The following is a 24,821-nucleotide window of genomic DNA, read 5'->3' on the forward strand; positions in this document are numbered from 1 at the left end:
CGCTGCGTACCCTGATTGGCGGTATCAGCAATGGTGTGACACAGATCGCCACGGCGGCCGAGGAGCTTTCAGCCGTCAGCGAACAGACCAGCGCGGGCGTTACTCAGCAGAAACTGGAAGTCGACCAGGTGGCGACCGCCATGAACCAAATGGCGTCCACCGTTCAGGAAGTGGCGCAGAACACTGAAGATGCATCGCAGGCCGCCAGACAGGCCAGTGACCGCGCAACCCACGGCAGCAGTGTGGTGCAAAACGCCACGCGTGAAATCAGCCAGCTTGCCGGTGAAGTGGGGCAACTGGGCGAGGCCATGCAGCGCCTGATTCAGGACAGTGACAAGATCGGCGGTGTCATTGATGTGATCAAGGCGGTCGCGGAACAAACCAACCTGTTGGCCCTCAACGCGGCGATCGAAGCCGCACGTGCGGGTGAGCAGGGGCGCGGCTTTGCCGTGGTGGCCGATGAGGTGCGCTCGCTGGCTCAGCGTACACAGTCATCCACGACTGAAATCGAGGCGCTGATAAAGTCCTTGCAGGATGGCACCGGCGCGGCATCGGATCTGATGAATGCCAGCCGTCAACGTACCGAAGGCACCGTGGCGCTGGCGCGGCAGGCCGAAGAATCGTTGCTTGAAATCACTCATTCGATTGTGACCATCGAACAGATGAGCCAACAGATTTCTGCTGCCGCTGAAGAGCAGAGCGCCGTCACCGACGAAATCAATCGCAGTGTCATCAGCGTACGGGACATCGCCGACCAGTCGGCTACGGCCACCGAACAAAGCGCAGCGTCTACCGTGGAGCTGGCGCGCCTGGGCAGCAACCTGCAGGACATGGTTGCGCGTTTCCGGATCTGATTGTCGCCACTTTCAAAAAGTCGCGAGGCCCAAAAGTCTCATCCTGTAAAAAGAGCGGCGCTGGCAATCAGCGCTGCTCCACCCTCTGCAGAAACCTTCGAGTCCGCTCGTTTTGCGGATTCAGCAGAATTTCGCTCGGGGTGCCGTCCGCCACGATGCGCCCGCCCTCCATGAACAGCACCCGGTCAGCGATGTCCTGAGCGAATTTCATCTCGTGGGTCACCAGTAACATGGTCATCTGAAACTCGTGGGCAATCGAGCGAATTACCGCCAGTACCTCGCCGACCAGCTCAGGGTCGAGCGCTGACGTGACTTCATCGAACAACATGACCTGCGGACGCATGGCCAGTGCTCTGGCAATCGCTACACGTTGTTGCTGACCACCGGAGAGCTGGCTCGGATAGGCATCGGCCTTGTGAGCGAGCCCGACCAGCCCGAGGTATTGATGCGCGCGTTCAAGGGCCTCTTCGCGAGGCAGCCTGAGTACCCGTAGCGGTGCTTCGGTGACATTTTCCTGCACGGTGAGGTGTGGGAACAGATTGAACTGCTGGAACACCATGCCTACCCGATGTTCCACCGGAGCCTTGCGTGCGCCAGGCCAGTGCCATCCGGATGTGCGCGCGGGCACTGCTTCGCCTGCGACTTCTATGCTGCCTTGCTGATAGTTTTCCAGCCCCTTGATGAGGCGCAATACCGTTGATTTACCCGAGCCACTGGGGCCGATCAAGGCGACTTTCTGACCTTGAGGAATGCTCAGGTCCAGATGGTCGATGATCCGGTTGCGGCCGAAGTCCTTGACCACGTGTTTCAGCTGTATCTGCGCAGTGGTGACGGGTGGGGTTGCGGTGTGTGCGAGATCAGACATGGCTGCGCCTTTCCAGGTATTTGAACAGCAACGAGGTCGGCACACTGATCGCCAGAAACATCAGCGCCATCACTGTGTACGGTTCGTTGTAACGATAGGTCATGCCGGCGACCTGCTTGGCAGCCTGAAACAGTTCAGGGATGGTGATCACCGCCAGAAGCGGCGTTTCCTTGAACATGCCGATCAGGTAATTGCCGAGCACCGGCAGCATGGGTTTCAACGCCTGCGGCAGGATGATGCGCCGCCAGGTGTCGCCACGATTGAAATCAAGGGCGCGTGCGGCTTCCCACTGTCCGGCCGGGATGTCGTCAATGGCACCGCGATACGCTTCGGCGATATAGGCCGCGTAATAGCAGCCAAGACCTATCACACCGGTGGTGATCGCCGGGAAGGTGATGCCCGCCAGCGGCAGCGCGAAGAACAGCACATACAACTGGACCATCAACGGCGTATTACGGAAAAAGCTCAGGTAGCCTTTGCTCAGGCGATGCACGATGGTTATCTGCGAGCGCAGTGTCAGGGCCAGGATCAGACCGAGCAAAACCGCGAGCAGGAACCCCAGCACCACGACCTGCACGGTCACCAGCAAGCCCTGAAACAGCTCCGGCAGAATCGACCAGACGAATGCGATATCAAACTCCATCGTTCATCCCCTGGCCGTGCGCCACGCGGTGGCGTGCTGCTCATAACGCTTGACCAGCCAGCTCAATGGCCAGGCCATCACGAAATAGCACACCAGCACGATGCTCCAGATCAGCGTTTGCTGGCCCAGCGTGGTGATCAATTGACTGCCGGTAAAGGTCAGGTCGGTGAGGGTGATGAGTGAGACCAGTGACGTGGTTTTCAGCAGCTCGACCAATTGATTACCCATCGGCGGGATCATGAACGGCAGGGCCTGCGGCAGAATGATTCGCCGAAACGCGCTTATCGGCCCGAAGTCCAGCGCACGCACAGCGTCACGTTGACCCTGGCTGACGTTGATCAATGCCGAACGAATGATTTCCGCGCCATACGCCGAAAACGTCAGGCCCAGCCCCAGCACGCCGGTGGTCATGGGGGACAGGCGGATGCCGAACAGCGGCAGAATGAAGAACAGGTAAAACAGCAGCACCAATGCCGAGATGCCACGCAGCACCTCGACATACACCGTGGCGAACCAGCGTAACGCCCGGAATGGCGACAGGCGCATCAGGGCGATTACAAATGAGAGCACCAGTACCAGCAGTTCGGCAAGCACGGTGATCTGCAGGGTGATCCAGGCGCCGTGGGCCAGTTGTCTGGCAATGAAACCTGCGGTTTCCAGTGTTGCAGCATCAACAGGCATGGCCGTACTCGTGTGGGTCAGGGCCGTTTACTGCGCGCCCTTGCGGGGCGGGGCAGATCATGGGTTGCAGCGTTGGGCTGCGGTGATGGCCGGGTCAGCCAGTTCGTTTTCGGTATAGCCGTACTTCTGCAGGATTTTCAGCAGCTCGCCCGACGCCCGGAGTTTGGCCAGTTGTTCGTTGAAGGCCTGTTCGAAGGCCGGATCGTTTTTTGGCAGGCCGTAGGCGTGGTAATTCCAGCCCGGTTTGCCACTGGCGTCCGGAATCTGCTCGAAAGGCAAGGCGCGCTCGATGTCCGGACTGTTGGCTTTCTTGATCAGACTGATGACTTCGGCGTCCGGGAAATACACCACGTCCACGCGACCCGCCTGCAAGGCGGCCAATGCCTCGGTGTCCTTGTCGAACAACACCACGTTGCCGTTGGCGATACCGCTGTCTTTGGCTTCCTGAACCTGATTGCTGCCAGGTTGAGTGGCCAGGCGCACCTTGGCGTTGCTGGCGACGTCCTTGAGGCTGTGCAGGTTCAGCGGGTTGCCGGTTTTGACAATGAACGCACCGCCGGATCGCGTCACCGGGTTGGAGAACGCGATGACCTTGCAGCGATTCGGATTGATGAACAGGCCTGCACCGATCAAGTCGAAACGACCTGCTGCCAGACCCGGCACCAGCGAACCGAAGTCAGTGATAGGCGTCTCGATCTGCTTGATGCCCAGCGGTTCGAGAATCGCCCGCAGTATCTCGACGTTGGCCCCGGTGGCTTTGCCATCGGTGCCGATGTAGGCATAGGGCTGTTCATTGGCGATGCCAGCGGTCAGGCCGTCAGTGCGGCCTTTTTCCAGCAGTCCGGCCAGGGCAGGGAATGAAACGACGGCATTCAGCAGCAGCGCTGAACCCATCAGGGCTGGGAACGACAGGGGGGTGATGCCTTTCATTGCGGGTGCTCGAAGTAGGAGGATGGGGGCTTGTTGCTGATGCGGCCTGAACATGCGAGTCAGGTGCGCAAGGTAGCCTGGTCTTGCCTGCATCCTGCTTCGGCAACGTTTGGTGCATAAGGCGAAACTCTATAGCTATTAAAAAGATAATTTAAATATCGATAAGGAATATGCATATACGCAGTCGCCGAGGCCATGGGTTGCAAACGTCGTGCGACCAATTGGTGCAAGCCCAGGCATTTGTCAGTGCGTCCCTGTTTGTAACTCCAGACGCCGGCCAGGTATCGCGGCAATCAACTCCTGGGTGTAAGCCGCTTCAGGCCTGGCAAAAACATCCTCGGCCAGACCCTGCTCGACGGTCTTGCCATGCTTGAGCACCAGTACCTGATGGGCAACGCTGGCGACCACTGCAAGGTCGTGGGACACCAGCACGTAGGCGATGCCCGATTCGGCTTGCAGCTCGACCAGCAAGTCGAGAATCTGCGCCTGCACCGACACGTCCAGTGCCGAAACCGGCTCATCGAGCAGCAGCAGATCGGGCTGCAGGGCCAGCGCTCTGGCAATGGCAATCCGCTGACGCTGGCCACCGGAAAGCTCGCGGGGCAGGCGGTCCAGATAGGCCACGGGCAACTGCACTCGCTCTATCAACCGGCGTGCGGCCTGCTCCAGTTCGCGGCCTTTGAGCAGGCCGAACGAGACCAGGGGTTCGACGATGCTTTCGAATAACGTGAAGCGTGGGTCAAGGGCCGCGAACGGGTTTTGCTGCACTAACTGGATACGCCGCCGCAGCGGTCTGAATTCGCGCCAGCCCAGGTCGGTGACATCCTGGCCGTCCAGCTGCACTCGTCCGTGGGTGGGTTTTTCCAGACCCAGTGCGATGCGCAACGCAGTACTTTTACCAGAGCCGGACTCGCCGACGATGGCCAGGGTCTGGCCGGGATACACCTTGAAGTTGACGTCTTGCAGCGCCTGGAGGTCGGCGTCTTCGCCTTTCACGTAGGGCAGACGATAGGTCTTGCCGATGTTGTTCAGGGTCAGCAGAGGTGTGTCGCTGCTCGCGACCGGTCGCACTGTTGCCGGGCTCTTGCGCTGGCCGAAAGCCGGTGCTGCGGCGATCAGTGCGCGGGTATAGGCATGGCGAGGCGCGATGAGTATCTGTTGCGGAGGGCCTTGTTCGACCAGTTCGCCCTTGTTCATCACCAGCACTTGGTCGGCCCGGTCGGCCGCCACGCCCAGATCGTGGGTGATGATCACCAGGGAAATACCACGCTCGGCCACCAGACGTTGCAGATGATCAAGGATCTTGCGTTGTACCGTCACGTCCAGCGCGCTGGTGGGCTCGTCGGCGATGATCAGGCGAGGATTGCCAGCCAGGGCGATGGCGATCAGCACGCGCTGACGCATGCCACCGGACAGTTCGTGCGGATACTGGCGAGCGCGCAATACCGGCCTGTCCAGACCGACCTGCTGCAGCAACTCCAGCACATCGGCATCCACTGCCGGGTAACGCCGGCCGTGGGGCTGAATCAGTGCTTCGGCGATTTGTCGGCCGATGCGCAGGGTAGGGTTTAGGCCGACCATCGGGTCCTGGGGCACCAGGCCGATGGTGCTGCCGCGAATTCGCCGTTTCTCGCGTTCGCCGGCATGGCCAAGATCGTGTCCATCGACGTGCAGATCGCCGCTGGTGATGGCGGCATTGTCCGGTAACAGGCCGAGTATGGCGTTGGCCATCGTCGACTTGCCGGAGCCGGATTCGCCGACAATCGCTACGGTTTCACCCCGGGCGACCTGAAAGGATACGTTGCGCACGGCCTGGTTGATCTGGCCGTCGAAACGGTAAGCGACACTCAGATGACGAATGTCGATCAGTTGAGCGGTATCGGTCATCGTTGAGTCTCTTCCAGAGTGCGGGCGATGTGGTTGAAGCTGAACACTACGCCAACCACGAACAGGCCCGGCAGCAGCGACACCCAGGGTGCGGTTATCAGGAAGTGACGACCGTTGGCGATCAACGTGCCCCATTCGGCAGCCGGTGGTTCGGCACCAAAGCCGAGGAAACTCAGCCCGGCAGTCGCCAGAATCGCTGCACCGAAATCCAGTGTGGCGAGCACCGCTACCGGGCCCCAGGCGTTCGGCAGGATGTGGCGCAGCAGGGTTCGCGTCCAGCTTGCACCGCCCAGCCGCGCGGCCTCGACGTAAGGCAGGGTCTTGACGCGCAATACTTCGGCGCGGGTGGTGCGCGCGAAGCCGGGGATGATCCCCACGCCTACTGCTATGGCTACCGGAAGGGTGCCGAACCCGATGGCGGTGACAATCGCCAGCGCCAGTAGCAAGCCGGGCAGGGCCAGCAATACATCGATCAGACGCATGATCACTGCATCGATGCGCCCGCCTGCGAAACCGGAAATCACCCCCAGGCTCAGGCCACCGGCCATGGCGATGCCCACCGCCAGCAATGCGGCCTGTACCGAAAGGCTCGAACCGTGTACCACGCGGGTATAGAGATCACGACCCAGTTCGTCGGTACCGAACCAGTGCGCTGCATTTGGCGCGGTGAGCTTGTCGCTGGGCGAGGTGGCGTAAGGTGCGTAGCTGCTCAGCAGGTTGGGTGCCAGCGCCGCCAGCAACGCAAAGGCGACCATTGCCACAGCGAGCAGAAACCCCGGGCGGCGCAGCAGGGGCCTGGCGGCCTCCACGGCGCGACTCAGGCTGCTGCGTCGCTGCCACTGCGCGGCAGGTGCGTTGTTGCCGGGAAGGTTTTGACTGGGATCAACAAGGCGGGTCAGGCGCGCAAGGCGGTTGTCGAAGATAGTCATGGCGTCAGGAGACCTTTGGCGTGTGGGCGATGCGCGGATCCAGCGCGGGGTACATCAGGTCAACGATCAGATTGACCACGACGAACGCAGCTGCAGAGACCGCAACGATGGCCAGTACCACCGGGATGTCCTGGCGCAAAACGGCTTCCTGGGCAAGTCGACCGACCCCGGAGCGGGCGAAAATGGTTTCCACCAGCACTGCGCCGGACACTGTGTTGCCGACCTGTAGGCCGATCAGTGTGAGCAGCGGCAGGGCAGCATTCTTGAACGCATGGCGGGCCTGAACCTGCGCGCGGTTCAGGCCCTTGGCATAAGCGGTGATGATGTAGGGCTCTTTCCAGACGCCCTGAAAGCCACGTTGCAGGACCTGGGCGTACACCGCGGCGCTGGGGATCGCCAGCGTGACGGCGGGCAATATAAGGCTGGAGAATCCCTGATTGCCGGTCGCCGGGAACCAGCCAAGAGTGAACGCGAACAGTTGAATGAACAGCAGGCCCATCCAGAAGACCGGCACCGAGAAGCCCAGCGACGGCAGGCGTGACAAGGCGACTTTCAAGGGCTGCCAGCGTACGTAGGCGGTGAGATACGCCAGACCTGTCCCGCCGATCAGTGACAGAACAATGGCCAGCCCCGCAAGGCTCAGGGTTTGTGGCAGACGCTCGATCAGTAATTCCGAAACCGGGCGGTTGAGCGTCAGCGAATTGCCGAAGTCGCCATGTAACGCTCCCCACAGCAAATCGACGTATTGCTCGAAGATGCCGCGGTCCAGTCCGTAATAGAGCTTGGCCTTGGCGAGGTCCTGCGCGGACAGGGAGTCGATTTCGACACCCGAGGCGCTGAGCATGATCGACAGGCTGTCGCCGGGCAGCAGGTAAAGAATGAAATAGGTGACGCTGTAGGCACCCCAAAGTACCAGTAGCGCTTGCGCGATCCGACTGAGGATATAGCGACTCATGGCGTTGCCAACTCGATGTCGTTGAACAGCGCAAAGCCTTCCGCCGTCCAGTGGAAATTGCGTACGTTTTTCGCCGTGGCGGCTTGCCAGACGCGCTCGTAAACCGGGATCGCCGAGCCCTCGTCGACCAGCAGGTCCTGCAACTCGCCATAAGCCCTGGCGCGCTGTTCGCTTTGCGTGGCGGTCAGTCCTGCGTCGAACAGCTCAAGGGCCTTGGGCAGCGTTTCCGGCGCGTAAAGGTTGGTCGCCAGCGTCGAGCTGTTGGCACTGCGCGGGTCGATGATGGTCTGCAGAATGATCGGGTCGGCGCGGGTCATGTAGGTGGACGTCAGGTCATAATTGCCTGCCGCATTGGCCGCAGCCCACTCGGCGGTGGTCACCACGTTAAGCTTGAGCTCGATACCCACCTTGCGCAGTTGATCCTGAATCAGCACATCACCAGCGGTTTCGGCGGGTGACAGGTTGTAGGCCAGCTTCAGGCGCTTGCCTTCCTTATAACGATAGCCGTCGGCGTTTTTCTGCCAGCCCGCAGCGTCGAGCAGGCGCTCTGCACCTTGAGGGTCGTAGGTCAGTTTGTCGGCCTGGCTTTTATAAAACGGCGTGGTGACGTCGTAGATGCCGGAGACCACCGGGAATTGCGGGTTGTAAACGGTGGCTGCGTAGGTCTTGCGGTCGATTGCCTTTTGCAGGGCCAGGCGCACGTTGCGGTCGGCAAGAATGCGATTGCCACGCGTGTTGGGGTACAGGTTCAGCGCAGGTCCTGGCAGCGAACGGCTCTGAATGGTCGCGCCCCTGGACTTGAACAGGTTGAGGTCCACCTCGGAGAACGGATTGCGCGGCCAGAGGATGTCCACCTGCCCCTGAACGAACTGGCCGTTACGGACGCTTTCTTCCGGCACGTAGCTGACCTCGACCGCATCCAGATGCGCCTCGCCCTTGTTCTGCGCATTGGCCGATGGCCAGGCATAGCCCTTGCGTTTGATCAGGCGCAAACCGCTTTCAGGCGTGTAGCGCTCCAGCACGAATGGCCCGGTGCCAATGATCGCGCCCAACGAACGCTCCTTGACGCTGAGTGCGTAGGACTCTGGAGCAAGAATGGCGAGATTGGTGGTGGAGGTGGCTTGCAGGAAGCCCGCGTTAGGTTGGGCCAGCACCAGTTTGATGGTGAAGTCGTCCAGTACCTCGGCGTGGTCGTAGCCTTTGAGGTAAGTGGCGCCGAAGGTGGCTGGCAGTTGTGCGGCGAACGACTTGTCCGCGTCGTAGGCCGTCTTCACCGCTTGAGCGTCGAAACGTGTGCCGTTGCTGAAGGTCACGTCCTTGCGCAAGTGAAAGGTATATTCCAGCGCGTTGTCACTGACTTCCCAGCGTTCTGCCAGCCAGGGAATGATCTTGCCGGTCTGCGGGTCCTGATCGGTCAGGGACTCGGCTATATTGCGCAGCACCACCCGATGCTCCAGCCAGTACACCTGAAAGGGGTCAAGGCTGACCAGCGTGGTGTTGTCTCTGAAGAACGCCACTTTGAGGGTTTTGGCTGCCTGGCCGTCCGGGCCGGAGGGTGAGCAGCCGAGCAGGGTAATGGCTGTGAAGGCGGCGAGCAGCAGGCGCGGGAGGAACGTGCGCCCAGTCATCGCACTGCGCTCCGGGGGGCGAGTCCAGTCGAAAAAGTCGAAGGCGGTGTACGGCGCATGGGAGGTCCTCTTCAAGTCGAGCACAGTGCTTCAGCACTGATTTCTTAAGACCGTATTCTTATGGTCATGCGCTGTAAAAGTCTTTTTTCTTCTAAGCTAATATAGGTTTTTGTGATTAATTTATTTTTTATTATGCTTATTTAGTATCTTTTAAGGCTTTATGTTCTTGGCAAACAGCGCTTTGTCAAAAACGAGACTTTTGGTCGTCGTCACTGAGTCCGATCAAAATCGTCCCTTTCATCGGCCAGACCGACGCCCGAAGTTGCAGGTGGCTGCTGGCAAATGCCCTGCGACCACTTGCACGCGATAAACCATGCAGCGATGGCGATGGCAACGTCACTGGCGCTTGGTCGAAGACAATCTACGCTTGAGGTCGCAGAGACACGCCAGGGCAGGCGGACGGTGTCCTCTGGTCACCTCACAGTATTCAGGATTGAAAACGAGTGTCTGATTGATGAAGAAAAGCTCTCTCACGTGGCTCGTTGGCTGGATGGCTGTGGTTCTGCTGGCCGGGCTCAGCGTCAGCTTTATTGCCAGCCATGAACAGCGCAGATCGATCGATACGCGTATAGAACAGGCGCTCAACGAGGCCGGAGAGGGCATCGGCGATAACTTGCAGGCACGACTTAGGGTGTACGAGTACCGTCTTCGAGGCCTGCGCGGTGCCGTTCATATGCTGGACCTCGAGCATATCAACAGCAGCCAGATGAGCCGCTACAGCAAAGGGCGCAATATCGAGAAGGAATACCCTGGCGCGCGCGGGTTCGGCTTCATCCGTCGTGTCGCGGCCAGCGATGAGGCCGAATTCGTGAGGCGTGTCAGGGCAGATGGCAGGCCGGACTTCAGTCTTGGTCGGCTGGGTGCCCAGCAGGGAGACCGTTTCATCATTCAATTCATCGACCCGCTGGCCCGCAACGTCCAGGCACTGGGGCTGGACATCGCCTCCGAGGAGCATCGTCGCGATGCAGCCCTTCAGGCCATGCGCAGTGGCGCTGCCACCCTGTCGGCGCCCATTACCCTGCTGCAGGACAATGATGACCACTTGCGTGCTTTCCTATTCCTGTTACCGGTTTACAGCACCCCTGAAACCCCGACCGATATCGCCCTGCGCGAAACATCCCTGATCGGCTGGACCTATGCGCCGTTGGCCATGCGTGAGGTGATGAGCAATCTGGACCCTCTCAACCACAGAGTGCACTTGAAGCTTTATGACGTCAGCGAAGGCCAGCATCTGATCTACCAGACTCCGGAAAGCGGTCATGAGCAGGAGGTCTTGCAGACCTATGCTTTCGAACGAGACATCTATGGGCGCGTGTGGCGCATGGAGGTAGGCGCTCACCCGGCATTTGCCGAGGCACTCGATCCGGTTCCGGCGGGCAGGGTGTTCATCATCGGCACACTGGTCAGCCTGATGTTGACGGTGCTGGTTGGCACTCTACTGTTGTCCCGTCAGCGCAAACAGCAGGTGGTTGCCGGTCAGGCCAGGCTGGCCACTATCGTCGAAAACTCCAGCGACGCGATCATCGGTGAAGCCCTGAACGGTCGGATCATCACCTGGAACCGGGCTGCCGAGCAGATGTTCGGCTATGACGAGCACGAAGTGCTGGGCTGTCCATTGGCGCCACTGCTGGTTCCGCCAGATCTGGTTCATGAAGACGAACAGTTGTTGGAAAGGGTGGCCCGGGGTGAGCGAGGCCCGACGCTGGAAACCCGGCGTCTGCACAAGAACGGTCAATTGATCGATGTGACCATTACCTGCAGCTTCATCCGCGAGACGGACGGCACCATACTCGGCGCGGCGAAAATGATGCACGACATCACCGACCGCAAGCGCGTCGAACGCTACCTCATGGAGTTCAACGCACAGCTTGAGCAACAGGTCAGCGAGCGCACTGCAGAGCTGTCCAGAGTGGCGGGTTTGCTGCAGGGGGTGCTGGACGCCTCTTCGGAGGTTTCGATCATCGCTACCGATATGCAGGGGCAGATCTTTGTGTTCAATCGGGGCGCCGAATTGCTGCTGGGCTACAGCAATGCGGAAATGGTCAGCGGCAACGGTCCAGGCGTGTTTCATCTTCCTGAAGAAGTGGCCGCACGCTCCGCTGAGCTGAGTCGTGAATACGGCACCCCGATCGAAGGCATTGACGTCTTTTGCTACAAAGCATCCCTCGAAGGTTCGGAAACCCGACAATGGACCTACGTACGCAAGGATGGCACGACGGTCCCTGTGCTGATGATCATCACCCCGATCCGTACCGCCGACGGAGAACTCATCGGTCATCTGGGTATCGCTCAGGACATCACCGAACGGCTGCACCATAGCGCCGAATTGCACGCGGCCAAGTCCAGCGCCGAAGCTGCCAATGCGGCCAAAAGTCTGTTCCTGGCCAACATGAGCCATGAAATTCGCACGCCCATGAACGCCGTGATCGGCATCTCCCACCTGCTGCACAACACCGCCTTGAACGACCAGCAACGCCAGTTGCTGACCAAGCTGCAGATTGCCGGCCGGACCTTGTTGGGGATCATCAACGATATCCTCGACATCGCCAAGATCGAGGCGGGAGAGATGCGGCTGGAACATAACCCCTTCAGCCCTCGACAACTGCTCGACGAACTGGGCGAGCTGTTCACGCCCCAGGCGCAGGAGAAAGGCCTGCGTTTTTCTGTCAGCGTCGTGGCATCGCTGCCTGGCCAGTTGATAGGAGACGCATTGCGGGTCAACCAGATCCTCATGAATCTGGTCGGCAATGCGCTCAAGTTCACCACAGTCGGCGGAGTCGATGTGACAGTGAGTCGTGAAGACGATCACGCCGATACTTGCTGGTTGCGATTCTCTGTGCAGGACACGGGCTGTGGCATACCGGCCAATGCACTCGGCCAGCTGTTTGCGCCGTTCACACAGGCGGATGCGTCTACCACGCGGCGTTTTGGCGGCACCGGACTGGGTTTGTCGGTGGTGCGCGGGCTGGCCGAGCAGATGGGCGGCCGGATAGGGGTGGAGAGCGAACTCGGCACCGGCAGCGAGTTCTGGGTGGAGTTGCCGTTTCAGAGCAGCCAGAGCGATCTGGAGCCGTCCGGCCCGGGAAGCAGTCTGGAGGTCATGCTGCTCAGCGACGACGTACAGTCGTCCACGGCGCTGCAACGCTTATGTCGCGGCCTGGGCTGGCGAGTGGCAAGCCTGACCGACGAACAGGCGCTGCACGTGGCCTTGCAAGAGCGTAATCACGTCAACGCGCCATTGCCGGATGTGTTGTTGGTGGACTGGCAGCAGCCGCAGGTTGAGCAGGTGCAACAACTGATCGAGGCGACGCCGCTTCCGGTCATTCTGGTGAGCCCGTCCGGGATCCGGGAAGAACTGCTCCCTCTGGTCGACAAGGTATTGCTCAAGCCGCTGGACAGCTCGGCCTTGTTCAACGCGGTCAATGCCTGTATCGCCAAGTACCAGGGCAGCACCGAAAGGGTCATTCAGGCCACGCGAATGGATACCTCCATGACGCTCTGGCTGAGTGGATTGCACCTGCTGCTGGTGGACGACAGCGAGATCAATCTGGAGGTCGCCAGCCTGTTGTTGCAGCAACAGGGCGCTGTGGTTCAGACCTGCAGCAATGGTCTGCTGGCCCTTGAACGACTGCGTCAGACGCCAGATGTATTCGATGCCGTGCTGATGGATGTGCAGATGCCGGAAATGGATGGTTATGAGGCCACGCGGCGCTTGCGCAATGAACTGGGCCTGACACGATTGCCCGTGCTGGCGTTGACCGCAGGCGCCCTGGCAGAGGAGCGGCGACAGGCCGAGCTCGCGGGTATGGATGACTTCCTCACCAAGCCTCTGGACCCCGCCGCCCTGATCCGGGCGGTACGTCGTGCCGTCGAGCGTGTTCGAGGCGCTCCGCTGGCGGTCGGCACCTTGCTGCAGGAAGCCCCGACAGGCTCTGCATGGCCGGTGATCGAAGGTATCGACACCCAGGAGGTCGCCGCTCGGCTAGGCAATGATGTGCCCTTGTTTCTCTCGTCCCTGCGGCGCTTTTTCAATGAATTTGCCGCGTTCGGCGAGAGCGAGAGCCTTCTGGCACGGGCGCGACAGAGCCCCGATCAAACGATGGCTGACCTGCACAAGCTGCGCGGTGCTGCGCTGCTGCTCGGCGCTAGGCAATTAGGGCTGCATGCCGGGCAGGCGGAAGCCCTGCTGCGCCACGGTACGGACCCTGAGCCGGCTCTGCGGGGTGTGAGCGCCGCTTTCCGTGCTTTGCAAGACCGCACGCCGGTGCTTGAGGAAAGGACACCGGCCCCGCGTATCGATGCGGATCCCGATGCCTCCCGACAGGCGTTATCGACCTTGCGTGAATTGCTTGAAAACCGTGATATCGCCGCGCTGGACCAGTTTCCGCTGGCTGCTGTCGCGCTTCAGGAGCTGGCCGGACAGGCACTGGTCGAACAGCTCTGGCAAACCATTGAAGGACTCGAGTTCGAACAGGCACTGCACCTGCTCGAACGTGCCGACTTATAAAAAGGAGCTTCGTCCATCATGCAACCTGTACCTAGCCTGCTGATTGTCGATGATGATATTTCCGCCATTCGTGTGCTGAGCAAAGTTCTCAATGGCCTGGGACAGATTCGTTTTGCCACGGGTGGCGCCCAGGCCCTGAAGATGGTCCGGGACATGCGTCCGGACCTTATCCTTCTCGACGCCGAGATGCCTGGAATGAGCGGGTTTGAGGTCTGCGAGACGCTAAAGGCCGATCAACTGCTGGAAGACGTCCCGGTCATCTTCATCACCAGCCATACCGAAACCCGCATCGAGGAAGCCGGACTGGCGCTGGGTGCGGTGGATTTCATCGGCAAACCCATTCAGCCGTTGATCGTCACGGCGCGCGTAAAGACCCACCTGCGCCTGAAAATGGCGATGGACCAGCTCAACCTGCTGGCCCAGACCGATGGGCTGACGGGGCTGGCCAACCGGCGTTTTCTCGACGAGAGCATCGAGCGTGAATGGCTGCGCGTGCGGCGCAATCAGGGGGCATTTTCGCTGCTGTTGCTCGATATCGATTTCTTCAAGCGCTACAACGATCACTATGGCCATTTGCAAGGCGATGAGTGCCTGATTGCCATTGCCCATGCCGTGAAACATTGCGTGCACAGGTCTACCGATCTGGTGGCCCGTTATGGGGGCGAGGAGTTCGCCGTGCTATTGCCGGATACCGGCGCAGAGGGTGCCTGCCGGCTGGCGGAGGAAATCGTGGAGCACATTCATGGCCTTGCCAGGCTCCATGAAACCAGCGACCTGGGCCGGGTGACAGTGTCGGTGGGGGTGGCAAGTCTGGAGGCTGGCGCGCTGCCCATCCCGCGCCCGGGCGTGGCGGCCGGTACTGCGCCTGACCCGATTGCAGCAGCATTGCTGGCGGAAGCCGACCGGGCCTTGTACCGGGCCAAGCATGAAGGACGAAACTGCAGCCGGTTTGAGCCGATACAGGTTGCACCATGGCACTGACACCTTGCTTCAAACCGTATTTTTCTTGAGCTCTGCTTCAAGGCGGTCGACGAACAGGCGTACCCGGTGAGGTACGCGCTGGCGGGTCGGCAATACGGCCGTCACCGACAGTTGCTCGGGGATGACGTCTTCGAAGTGTATCTGCAGAAGGCTGCCTGCACGGATTTCCTGCTGAACGTCCCAATAGGTCAGCATGGCCAGCCCCAGGCCCTGTTTGCACGCCGTGCGCACCGCTTCGACGCTGTTGGCCGAGAACGTACCCTGAGCGCGAATGGCCACCGGCTCGCCCTCTCTGATGAACGTCCAGTAAGGCATCGCATGCAAGGTTATGCATGGGTGTTGGCGGAGCTCGTCGAGTACCGATGGCTGGCCGCGCCGCATCAGGTAGTCGGGGCTTGCACACACGACCCGTGGGTTGGGCGCCAGCGATCTGGCCACCAGCGCAGAGTCACGTATCGTGGCGATCCGAATGGCGACATCGATGCCTAACCCGGCGATGTCCACGATGCTGTCCGACAGTGTCAGGTCGACACTCAGTGCCGGGTTCTCCTGCATCAATACCGGCAGCAGCGGCATGATGACAGTCTGACCAAACACGCTGGGTGCTGTCACCCGCAACACGCCACTGGCCTTACCGGTATCGCCTTTCAGCGTGGCGCGGGCGGTTTCGCTGGTGTGCAGCATGGTTTTGGCGTGGGGCAGAAACACTTCGCCCTCCGGCGTCAGCGATACCGAGCGGGTTGTGCGGTGAACCAGCCTGACGCCCAGGTCGTTTTCCAGCGCAGCCAGACGCCTGGAGATTGCCATCGGCGACAACCCGAGTCGACGCGCCGCTTCCGACAGGCTCCTGCTGGAAGCAATGGCGGCGAACACCTCTATGTCAGATATTTGCACGGATTCTATCCATTTTCGTTAAAGCGCCTTATCTGCACGGCCGGGTTCCAATGGGCTGCGCCACCCCTTACCGTTGCTGCAGGTTCTGTCAATGACAGCGGGCAATTGGTAGCCGGTCTGCACAGTGAGGATTTGAAGTATGAACGAGACAAACAAACACGTTACAGCTCCGTTCGATATCGGTCATCTGAAACTGAAGAACAGGTTTGCGGTGGCGCCCATGACACGCGTGAGCGCGGACGAGCAGGGCAGTGCAACGCAGGCCATGACGCGCTATTACGAGCGATTCGCCAAGGGTGGTTTCGGCCTGATCGTCACCGAGGGTAACTACACCGATCGCCGTTTTTCCCAAGGCTACCGCTTCCAGCCCGGGCTCACCGATGACGAGCAGGCTCAGGCCTGGCGTGCTACGACCGATGCTGTGCACCGGCATGGCAGTGTCATGATTGCGCAACTCATGCACGCCGGCGCGCTCAGCCAGGCCAATCGCTTCGTCAGCGAGTCTGCGGGTCCTTCGGCCATTCGTCCCAAGGGCGAACAGATGGCGTTCTATTACGGCGCGGGCAGCTACCGGATCCCGCAAGCGATGAGTGACAAGGACATTGCCGAGGCCATTGACGGGTTCGCCCACGCGGCGCAACTGGCGATTGGCACTGCAGGCTTTGACGGTGTCGAGATACATGGGGCGAACGGCTACCTGCTCGATCAGTTTTTGACCGACTACAGCAATCAGCGCACCGATCAATGGGGCGGTGAGGTCGGACAGCGTCTGCGACTGACGCTCGAGGTCATCGCCGCAGTGAAAAAAGTCGCCGGGCAGGCACCGGTGGGCGTGCGTCTTTCACAAGGCAAGGTCAACGACTTTCAGCACAAATGGGCGGGGGACGAGAGCGATGCCGAAATCATTTTCGATGCGCTGGCCGATGCCGGCGTCGATTACATCCATGTGACCGAACATGAAGCATGGCAGCCGGCCTTTGCCCAGGGTGAAGCCAGCCTGGTCGAACTGGCCCGTCGCTACGCGCCGGGTGTTGCGCTGATCGCCAATGGCGGCCTGCACGATCCGCAAAAAGCCGACCAGGTGCTTCGCCAAGGTGCGGACATCATCGCAGTGGGCAAGGGTGCGCTGGCCAATCCGGACCTGCCAGAGTTGTTGCGTCAGGGCGCGCCACTCCGCGACTTCGATCCAGCCATTCTCGGGCCGATTGCCAATATCAAGGACAGCGAGCTGGCATTCAACGGGATGAATTGAACAGGTTTTCATAGGTGGGCTCGCTTCCGGTTCCAATCCTGCATTACCTTTGACTCTATCCTCCCTGGGAGGATAGAGTGCCGGTCTGAATTGTCCAGGCCAGAGCTCAAGCCATGAGTGAACACGACCACCCCCACGGCCATACGCACCAGTCCCACATAGCTGTTATCAAGCGCCTGAAACGGGCCGACGGCCATTTGCGCAGCATCATCACCATGATCGAAGACGGGCGCGAGTGCGTGGACATCGCCCAGCAGCTGCACGCGGTCGAGAAAGCGGTGTGCCAGGCCAAGCGAACGTTGATTCAGGATCATATCGATCACTGCCTTGAAGACACGCTCGGTTCACTCGCCAAGGGCGAGCGGGCACCGCTGGAAGCCTTCAAGCAAATCACCAAATACCTCTAGGTCTCACATGCCCAACTTCGTCGAGCTGTTACAGCAAGGGGGGTCGCACGCCTGGCTGTATTTCCCCAGTGCCATTTTGCTGGGCGCGTTGCACGGGCTGGAGCCTGGGCATTCAAAAACCATGATGGCGGCGTTCATTGTGGCCATTCGTGGCTCTGTGAAACAGGCCGTGATGCTCGGCGTCGCCGCTACCGTTTCGCACACCGCCGTTGTCTGGCTGGTGGCAATCGGCGGGATGTATCTGGGCCAGGGGCTGGATGCTGAAACCACGGAACCTTACTTCCAGCTCGGGTCATCTGCCGTGATCATCGCCATTGCATTGTGGATGCTATGGCGCACCTGGCGTGGCGAGCAGTTGTATAAGGTCGAAAGTGCCAGGCTCAGTCACGGGCATACAGGCCATGGCCATGAGCACGGCGTGGACTCCCATGAGCACGAGCATGGTCACAATCACAGCCATGACCACAGTGATCTGGACGGCTTGAACCTGAGCGCCGAAGGCTATCAGGACGCCCATGAAAAGGCCCATGCCGACGACATTCGCAAGCGCTTCATCCATCGCGAGGTCAGCAATGGCCAGATCCTGATGTTCGGCTTGACCGGGGGGCTTATCCCTTGCCCAGCAGCCATCACCGTGTTGCTGCTGTGCCTGCAGGTGAAGCAGGTCACCTTGGGCGCGATGATGGTGATCTGTTTCAGCCTGGGTCTCGCCGTCACGCTGGTCACCGTTGGCGCTGCCGCCGCCATCGGTGCGCGAAAAGCCTCGAATCGTTTCCCCTGGCTCAGTGCAGCTGCTCGACGCGCACCTTACCTGTCCAGCGTCCTGATTATCTGTGTCGGGATGTATGTAGGGATCAACGGCTGGATCAGCCTGCATTCGTGAGCTGGCCTGGTGCTTGAGCGTGGCCGCTATCACAAAAATAATTTGTGAATCTTTAAAATATATATTGATTTTTATTGGTATCGCCCGGCCTTAGCATGAGTGGAACTTGAATAAGTCGCCGGACAGCGAGCACGCTGTCAGGCTCACACGCCACCAAGAGCTGCAATCGGAGTCCTGATGAGTCTTTCTCCTTTCCACCTTGCAATCCCGGTTTATGACCTGGCCGCGACACGTGCCTTCTACGGTGAAGTGTTCGGTCTTTCCGAAGGGCGCTCCAGCGATCAGTGGGTCGACTTCGATTTCTACGGGCACCAGTTGGTGATTCATGAACACCCGAAAACCGCCTCTCAAGAGAGCGTGCACAGCAACCCGGTAGACGGTCACGACGTGCCGGTTCCGCACTTCGGCATCATTCTGGAATGGGCTCAGTGGGAAGCTCTGGCCGAGCGCTTGAAATCCTTCGGCACCGAGTTCGTCATCGAACCCTACATTCGATTCAAGGGGCAGGTGGGTGAGCAGGCCACCATGTTCCTGTTCGATCCCTGCGGTAATGCGCTTGAGTTCAAGGCGTTCAAGGACATGAGTCAGCTGTTCGCAAAATAGTAAAAAGCCTGGCGCACACTATGTTGCGCCAGGCCTGCTAGAGCGGGAGCAGCGCTAACGAGTCAGAGCGTGTTCGTTGATCAGTTGGACCAGCGCGGTTACCGGTTCGGTCAGGCTGCGGCGAGCGCGATGTACCAGCCCGATATCGCGATGGAACGTATGCTCTTTCAAGTCGATAGAGCGCACACCGGCGTGCCATCTCTGCAGGGTTGCCGTTTCCGGAACCAATGCGACGCCGACGCCGTTGGCGACCAGTTTCATAATCGCATCCAGTTCATCGAGCTCGCAGACTTCGCGCAGCGAGACATGGGTCTGGCGCAGGAACCTATCGACCTGTCGGCCACCAAATGACGATCGATCGTAACGAATGAATGGATGAGCCGAAATCAGTTCGGCCCAGTCATCCCCCTGCATGTCAGCAGGCACGATAAGGCGATAGGGTTCACGGACCAGCGTTGTCCAGCGCAAGTCGCTTTGCAGTGAGAAGGGCGGGCGGATGATCGCTGCCATGTCGATCTCGCCAGCATCCACCTGATTGACCAGGTCCATGGACAGGCCGGGAATGACGCGCGTCCTGCACGCGGAGAATTGCTGATGAAACCGAGCCAGCGCTTCCGGCAGAAAGGAGCGTTGTACAGAGGCAATTGCGCCGATGGTCACCAGCACGCTCGCGGGTAGCCCTACTGTCGTAGTGCCGAGGCTGCTGAACTGGCGCACCAGATCCTGACCTTGTAACAACACCTGCTGCCCCATGCGGTTGAGCTGGGCTGAACGTCCTTTTCGGTCGAACAGCTCGACGCCCAGTTCAGCTTCAAGGCGCTGCATCTGCGCACTGACAGCGGCCTGGGTGAGCCCGATCTTGCTGCCCGCCGCAGCGAACGTGCCTTCTCTTGCCACGGCGATAAACGTTTTCAGTTCTTTGATCATGGGCAAAGAATAATTGTATTTTTGCTAAAAATGCATTTGTTTATTTTGTTGTTGGCAGGTTGTCGCCGCTTCAGCGTCATAGGCGCCCGGGCGCTGCCTCAGACAAAAGGTACTCTTTCCTGGAACCAGGCAACGGCCTGGTTTTTGAATGCTTCGGCGGGCGGCGTTAACGGGTAGCGCTGATCGTAGGCCAGTACGATGCGCTGGGTGGGCAGCGTTTCGCGTATCGGGCGACACACCAAGGGCTGACCGTCGTAGCTGCGGTCGCCGAAGGGCCTGGTATAGGTCAGGGAAACACCGAATCCGTTGGCGACGAGGCTGCGCTGAAACTCGAAGCTGTGGGTGCGCTGGAGGCTTTGAGGCGACAGTCCATGCATGTTGAACAGGTCCAGCACGTGTTGCCAGCTGTGGACCTGATCAGTAACTACCAGATTGCCTTCACTGAGTGCGTGCAGACTGACATCGGGCTCGTTTGCCAATGGGTGATCAGCCGCCAGCAGGGCATGGGCAGTCAGTTGACGCAACTCGATACACGCCATGTTTGCCGGCAGCCCCAGGTCGTAGGTCAGCGCCAGCTCCAGAGTACCTTCGGCGAGGCGCTTGCCCAGATAGTCGAAGCCGCCTTCGCGCATGTCGACCCTCACTCGCGGATGTTCCTGTTGCAGGCGCCTGAGGATCTGCGGCAGGCAATAGGGTGCCAGGTCCTCGTAACAACCCAGTACCAGCTCTCCGGAAAAGTCGTTGTTGTCGCTGCCGATGTCTGAAAACGTCCGGGCTTCGGCCAGAACCCGCCTGGCCTGGGCCATCACTGTGCGCCCGAAAGGCGTAAGCGATACGCCCAGTCCGCGTTGACGAACAAACAGCGGCTGACCAAAAAGCTGCTCGAGTTCGGTAATCGCCGTTGAAATTGACGGTTGGGAAACATGCAGCTCTTCGGCCGCCAACGTGAGATTGCCGTGTTTGGCGGCAGCGAGCGCATAACGGAGTTGTCGCAGACTGAACTTCATAAGAATTTCTTGGGTGATAAATCAATACATATTATTTTATCTTCGCTGAGTGTCATGAAATATTTGCCCTTGCCCACATTTATTCTTCTCCGAGGGAGTTTCAGGTCATGACACAACATTCGTTTGCCCTCACGACAGAAGACATTGAGGCCTTTCAGCGCGATGGCGCAATTTGCCTGCGCGGCGTTTTCCGCGACTGGATCGGCACCATTGCCGACGGAATCGAGCGCAACCTCGCCGAGCCGGGTGCTTACGCCAGCCGTTACGTCGAGAAGGATGACAAACCGGGCGGCTTTTTCGACGACTATTGCAACTGGCAGCGGATTCCAGAGTTTCGCGCCATGGTCGAGGATTCACCGGCAGCGTCTGTCGCGGCTGCCGTGATGCGCTCCAGATCGTCACAGTTTTTTCATGACCATGTTCTGGTCAAGGAACCCGGCGCGCAGAAGGCCACGCCATGGCACCAGGACATCCCTTACTATTTTGTCGAAGGTAGCCAGAACGTAAGCTTCTGGATCCCCGTGGACCCGGTGCGCGAGTCGACGCTGAGGCTGCTTGCCGGCTCACACCGTTGGGAGAAGGGCATAAAACCGGTGCACTGGGCCGATCAAAGCGATTTCTACAAAGATGCTGGCGGGTACCGCGACGCGCCGGATCCAGATACTGATACCGAGCAAGGCCTGCAGGTACTGGAGTGGGAGATGCAGCCGGGCGACGCGGTGCTGTTCGATTTCCGTACCGTGCATGGTGCTAGAGGCAATGCGTCGGCTCAGCGCCGTCGTGTCTTGTCGCTGCGCTGGCTTGGCGACGATATACGTTACTTCGAGCGTCCAGGACGGACCTCTCCACCGTATCCAGGGCATGCGATGCAGACCGGTCAGAGACTGCGCAAAGATTGGTTCCCGACGATACATCAAGGAGCTTGAGTTTCATGTAGATGAAACAGGTTCGCCACTGATGTGACGAGCATTTGCACTGCCGTAACCCTGTTCACTGTGTTGGAGCGTGCGATTGTGAAGATCAGAAAAAACCTTACCGCCACACTGATTGCTCTCGGGCTGTTTGCCGGCAGTGCTGCAAGCCAGGCCGCCGGTTGGTGCGAGTCGGGTAAACCGGTCAAATTTGCCGGGCTCAATTGGGAAAGCGGCATGTTGCTCACCGACATGCTGCAGATATTGCTCAAGAACGGCTATGGCTGTGCGATCGATACATTGCCAGGCAACTCCATCACCATGGAAAGCGCCTTGAGCAATAACGATATTCAGGTACTGGCGGAGGAGTGGATCGGGCGAAGCGAGGTCTGGAACAAGGCGGCGGCCAGTGGGAAGGTAGTCGGTGTGGGGGCACCGATTATCGGGGCCACCGAAGGTTGGTATGTGCCACGTTATCTGGTCGAAGGCGATGCCAAACGCAACCTCAAGCCCAAGGCTCCCGATCTGAAGAAGATCGCCGACCTGACCCAGTACGTGGCGCTCTTCAAGGACCCGGAAGAACCGGACAAAGGCCGTTTCTACAATTGCCCGGCGGGTTGGACCTGCGAGTTGGAAAACAGCGAGATGCTTAAGAGCTATGGCCTGGAAGCCAGTTATACCAACTTCCGCCCGGGTACAGGCCCGGCGTTGGATGCTGCCGTTTTGTCGAGCTACAAGCGGGGCGAGCCCATTCTTTTCTACTACTGGTCGCCGACGCCGTTAATGGGACAAGTCGATCTGTTGAAGCTGGAAGAAAAGCCGGGCGTCGATAAGAAAATCAGCATTCAGGTAGGGCTTTCCAATGTCTTTCACGAGCAGGCACCGGAATTGGTAGCCGTTCTGGAAAAGGTCAATCTGCCGATCGACCTGTTAAACCAGAACCTGGCCCGCATGAGCAAGGAGCGTATCGATTCACCCAAGCTGGCGAAGATATTCTTCAAGGAGCACCCGGAAATCTGGCACACCTGGGTCAGTGACGCTGCTGCCAAAAAGATCGAAGCAACGCTTTAAGGCAAGAAAGGGCATGGATGCCCTTTCTCTTATCGCCGCTGGAGTGCTTGCGTACGCCACCAGCGACCTGGCCGGGCTATTGGTCAGTCTGCCTAATCGATGATATCGGCCACACCCTGATCCTCCCCGAGAAACCCGCCGCTCTGGTGCTGCCACAGCCGCGCATAGGTACCGTTTCTGCCCAGCAGTTCGGCGTGAGTGCCTTGTTCGATGATGCGGCCGTCGTCCATGACAATCAGCCGGTCCATGGCGGCAATCGTGGACAGACGGTGGGCGATGGCGATCACCGTCTTGCCCTGCATCATTTCATCGAGGCTTTCCTGGATTGCCACTTCGACTTCCGAGTCCAGCGCACTGGTGGCTTCGTCGAGCAGCAGGATCGGGGCGTTCTTGAGCATCACCCGGGCGATGGCGACGCGTTGGCGCTGGCCGCCCGACAGCTTGATACCGCGCTCACCCACCAGCGTGTCGTAGCCACTGTGGCCTTGCTTGTCGCTCAGCTGGCTGATGAACCCGTCGGCTTGCGCACTCGCCGCAGCGCTACGGATTTGCTCATCGGTCGCATCGGGACGTCCGTAGGCGATATTGTCGCGAATGGAGCGGTGCAGCAGCGAGGTGTCCTGCGTGACCATGCCGATGGCGCTGCGCAAGCTGTCCTGAGTAACGTGCGCAATGTCTTGCCCATCAATACTGATCGAGCCCTTGTCCACGTCATAAAAGCGCAGCAGCAGGTTGATGAGCGTGGACTTCCCGGCGCCGGAGCGACCCACCAGGCCGATTTTTTCACCTGGACGAATGCTCAGGCTCAGGGCATCCAGTACCTGGCGTTCGCCGTTGTAATTGAAGCTCACGTTATCGAAGGTGACCGCGCCGCCTCGGGTGACCAGAGCCTTCGCGTCCGGCGCATCCTGAACCTTGGGACCGCGAGTCAAGGTTTGCATGCCGTCCTGGACGGTGCCGATGTTCTCGAATAACGAGGTCATCTGCCACATGATCCAGTGCGACATGCCGTTGATGCGCAACGCCATGGCGGTGATCGCCGCAACCGCACCGGTGCCGACCTGGCCCTGGTGCCACAGCCAAAGGGCGTAACCGCCAGCACCCATGATCAGTGCGACCACCAGGGCCTGATTGACGATTTCGAACTGACTGACCAGACGCATCTGGCGCAAGCCGGTGAGCTTGAAGTCCTCCATCGCCGCGCGCGCGAAATGCGCTTCACGCTTGGAATGGGAGAACAGCTTTACTGTGGTGATGTTGGTGTAGGCGTCCGAGACACGTCCGGTCATCGATGAGCGCGCGTTGGCCTGCTCCTGCCCGACCTTGCCCAGGCGTGGCACGAAGTAGCGCATGGCCAGACCGAACAGCATCAGCCAGACAAGGAAAGGCAGCATCAGCTTCAAATCGAAGGCGCCGGCCAGGGCAATGATCGCGATGAAATAGACGCCGATACCGGGGACGATTTCGATGATGGTGAACAGCACCTCGCGCACCGACAGCGCTGTCTGCATCACCTTGGTGGTGACGCGGCCGGAGAACTCATCGGAGAAGAAAGACAGGCTTTGCCGCAACATCAATCGGTGGAAGTCCCAACGCAACCGCAGGGGCAGGTTGATCGCCAATACCTGGTGCTGCACCATCGTGCGCAATGCCACCAGCACGATGCTGCTCAGCAATACCAGGCCAATACCCCACAGCACGCTGCTTTCCTGCGCGGCCGTATCGCCGCCAGCCTGCCACGTGGACAACAGATCCACGACCTGCCCGAGGAAGGAAAACAGCCAGGCTTCGTAAATCGACACACCGGCACACAGCAGCGCAAACGCAAGGATGTAACCGCGTGCCCCTCGCGTGCAGGCCCAGAGAAACCGTGCCAGGCCGTCAGGTGGTGGCGGCACTTCGTCAGGCGGGAAGGGGTCAAGCCATTTTTCAAACGCGCGAAGCAT

General features: G+C 59.7%; 21 protein-coding genes. 9 read left to right on the forward strand and 12 right to left on the reverse strand.

Translation table 11 applies throughout. The features are described from left to right. Positions 1–149 precede the first annotated feature (149 nt). Positions 150–854, forward strand: coding sequence for a methyl-accepting chemotaxis protein (locus tag AO388_RS30475; protein WP_371914164.1), 705 nt, complete (start codon positions 150–152; stop codon positions 852–854). A 67-nt stretch (positions 855–921) separates the two neighbouring features. Here the strand turns inward: AO388_RS30475 and AO388_RS24900 are convergent, their stop codons facing one another. From AO388_RS24900 to AO388_RS24935, 8 genes are all read right to left on the reverse strand, one after another. After that, on the reverse strand, positions 922–1,719 hold the full coding sequence (locus AO388_RS24900; protein ID WP_004413734.1) for an amino acid ABC transporter ATP-binding protein: 798 nt from the start codon (positions 1,717–1,719) through the stop codon (positions 922–924). Continuing rightward, positions 1,712–2,362 carry an ectoine/hydroxyectoine ABC transporter permease subunit EhuD gene (gene ehuD, locus AO388_RS24905; RefSeq protein WP_004413732.1) on the reverse strand — a complete coding sequence of 217 codons (651 nt, stop codon included), beginning with the start codon at positions 2,360–2,362 and terminating at the stop codon, positions 1,712–1,714. Before ehuD ends, AO388_RS24900 begins: the two co-directional genes overlap by 8 nt. Before the next feature lie 3 nt (positions 2,363–2,365). Further along, positions 2,366–3,043, reverse strand: coding sequence for an ectoine/hydroxyectoine ABC transporter permease subunit EhuC (ehuC, locus tag AO388_RS24910; protein ID WP_003383635.1), 678 nt, complete (start codon positions 3,041–3,043; stop codon positions 2,366–2,368). 57 nt (positions 3,044–3,100) lie between these two features. Then, on the reverse strand, positions 3,101–3,973 hold the full coding sequence (gene ehuB / locus AO388_RS24915) for an ectoine/hydroxyectoine ABC transporter substrate-binding protein EhuB (protein ID WP_003364424.1): 873 nt from the start codon (positions 3,971–3,973) through the stop codon (positions 3,101–3,103). Positions 3,974–4,216: 243 nt separating this feature from the next. Continuing rightward, the gene (locus AO388_RS24920) at positions 4,217–5,860 is read right to left on the reverse strand and encodes a dipeptide ABC transporter ATP-binding protein (protein WP_058417362.1); all 1,644 of its coding nucleotides are present in this window, start codon (positions 5,858–5,860) and stop codon (positions 4,217–4,219) included. After that, positions 5,857–6,789 (reverse strand): ABC transporter permease, encoded by a 933-nt coding sequence (locus tag AO388_RS24925; RefSeq protein WP_072366039.1) that lies wholly within the window; start codon positions 6,787–6,789, stop codon positions 5,857–5,859. Before AO388_RS24925 ends, AO388_RS24920 begins: the two co-directional genes overlap by 4 nt. A gap of 4 nt (positions 6,790–6,793) precedes the next feature. Continuing rightward, a complete protein-coding gene (locus tag AO388_RS24930; protein ID WP_058417363.1) occupies positions 6,794–7,744 on the reverse strand; it encodes an ABC transporter permease in 951 nt (316 codons plus the stop codon). Beyond that, positions 7,741–9,372, reverse strand: a complete 1,632-nt coding sequence (locus AO388_RS24935) for an ABC transporter substrate-binding protein (protein WP_058417364.1) — start codon at positions 9,370–9,372, stop codon at positions 7,741–7,743. The genes AO388_RS24930 and AO388_RS24935 overlap by 4 nt, the downstream gene beginning before the upstream one ends. A gap of 514 nt (positions 9,373–9,886) precedes the next feature. Between AO388_RS24935 and AO388_RS24940 the strand changes: the two genes are divergently transcribed. Together AO388_RS24940 and AO388_RS24945 are read left to right on the forward strand one after the other, a co-directional pair. After that, entirely contained in the window at positions 9,887–13,939 is a 4,053-nt protein-coding gene (locus AO388_RS24940) for a CHASE domain-containing hybrid sensor histidine kinase/response regulator (protein ID WP_058417365.1), read from the forward strand. 18 nt (positions 13,940–13,957) lie between these two features. Beyond that, positions 13,958–14,920 carry a GGDEF domain-containing response regulator gene (locus AO388_RS24945; RefSeq protein WP_004413720.1) on the forward strand — a complete coding sequence of 321 codons (963 nt, stop codon included), beginning with the start codon at positions 13,958–13,960 and terminating at the stop codon, positions 14,918–14,920. Positions 14,921–14,929: 9 nt separating this feature from the next. Here the strand turns inward: AO388_RS24945 and AO388_RS24950 are convergent, their stop codons facing one another. Then, complete coding sequence (locus AO388_RS24950; RefSeq protein ID WP_004413719.1) at positions 14,930–15,814, reverse strand: LysR family transcriptional regulator; 885 nt, start codon at positions 15,812–15,814, stop codon at positions 14,930–14,932. A 139-nt stretch (positions 15,815–15,953) separates the two neighbouring features. Between AO388_RS24950 and AO388_RS24955 the strand changes: the two genes are divergently transcribed. The 4 genes from AO388_RS24955 (at position 15,954) to AO388_RS24970 (ending at position 18,959) form a co-directional block, all read left to right on the forward strand. After that, positions 15,954–17,066, forward strand: coding sequence for an NADH:flavin oxidoreductase (locus AO388_RS24955; RefSeq protein WP_003364407.1), 1,113 nt, complete (start codon positions 15,954–15,956; stop codon positions 17,064–17,066). Between the two features lie 113 nt (positions 17,067–17,179). Continuing rightward, positions 17,180–17,473 carry a metal-sensing transcriptional repressor gene (locus tag AO388_RS24960; RefSeq protein WP_004413716.1) on the forward strand — a complete coding sequence of 98 codons (294 nt, stop codon included), beginning with the start codon at positions 17,180–17,182 and terminating at the stop codon, positions 17,471–17,473. A gap of 7 nt (positions 17,474–17,480) precedes the next feature. After that, complete coding sequence (locus AO388_RS24965; RefSeq protein ID WP_003364402.1) at positions 17,481–18,356, forward strand: nickel/cobalt efflux protein RcnA; 876 nt, start codon at positions 17,481–17,483, stop codon at positions 18,354–18,356. Positions 18,357–18,533: 177 nt separating this feature from the next. Then, complete coding sequence (locus tag AO388_RS24970) at positions 18,534–18,959, forward strand: VOC family protein (RefSeq protein ID WP_003364399.1); 426 nt, start codon at positions 18,534–18,536, stop codon at positions 18,957–18,959. A 54-nt stretch (positions 18,960–19,013) separates the two neighbouring features. Here the strand turns inward: AO388_RS24970 and AO388_RS24975 are convergent, their stop codons facing one another. Continuing rightward, positions 19,014–19,886 carry a LysR family transcriptional regulator gene (locus AO388_RS24975; RefSeq protein WP_003364397.1) on the reverse strand — a complete coding sequence of 291 codons (873 nt, stop codon included), beginning with the start codon at positions 19,884–19,886 and terminating at the stop codon, positions 19,014–19,016. Between the two features lie 98 nt (positions 19,887–19,984). Continuing rightward, complete coding sequence (locus AO388_RS24980) at positions 19,985–20,893, reverse strand: LysR family transcriptional regulator (RefSeq protein WP_003411176.1); 909 nt, start codon at positions 20,891–20,893, stop codon at positions 19,985–19,987. 107 nt (positions 20,894–21,000) lie between these two features. On the opposite strand from AO388_RS24980, the gene AO388_RS24985 reads away from it, so the two are divergent. Together AO388_RS24985 and AO388_RS24990 are read left to right on the forward strand one after the other, a co-directional pair. Next, positions 21,001–21,819, forward strand: coding sequence for a phytanoyl-CoA dioxygenase family protein (locus tag AO388_RS24985; RefSeq protein WP_058417366.1), 819 nt, complete (start codon positions 21,001–21,003; stop codon positions 21,817–21,819). A gap of 87 nt (positions 21,820–21,906) precedes the next feature. Continuing rightward, positions 21,907–22,875 carry an ABC transporter substrate-binding protein gene (locus AO388_RS24990; protein ID WP_054081105.1) on the forward strand — a complete coding sequence of 323 codons (969 nt, stop codon included), beginning with the start codon at positions 21,907–21,909 and terminating at the stop codon, positions 22,873–22,875. A gap of 92 nt (positions 22,876–22,967) precedes the next feature. Here the strand turns inward: AO388_RS24990 and AO388_RS24995 are convergent, their stop codons facing one another. Continuing rightward, positions 22,968–24,821: an ABC transporter ATP-binding protein gene (locus tag AO388_RS24995; RefSeq protein WP_024663666.1), complete on the reverse strand. Its 1,854-nt coding sequence runs from the start codon at positions 24,819–24,821 to the stop codon at positions 22,968–22,970.

The organism is Pseudomonas sp. ICMP 10191 (genome assembly GCF_001467335.1).
Classification (GTDB): Bacteria; Pseudomonadota; Gammaproteobacteria; order Pseudomonadales; family Pseudomonadaceae; genus Aquipseudomonas; species Aquipseudomonas cerasi.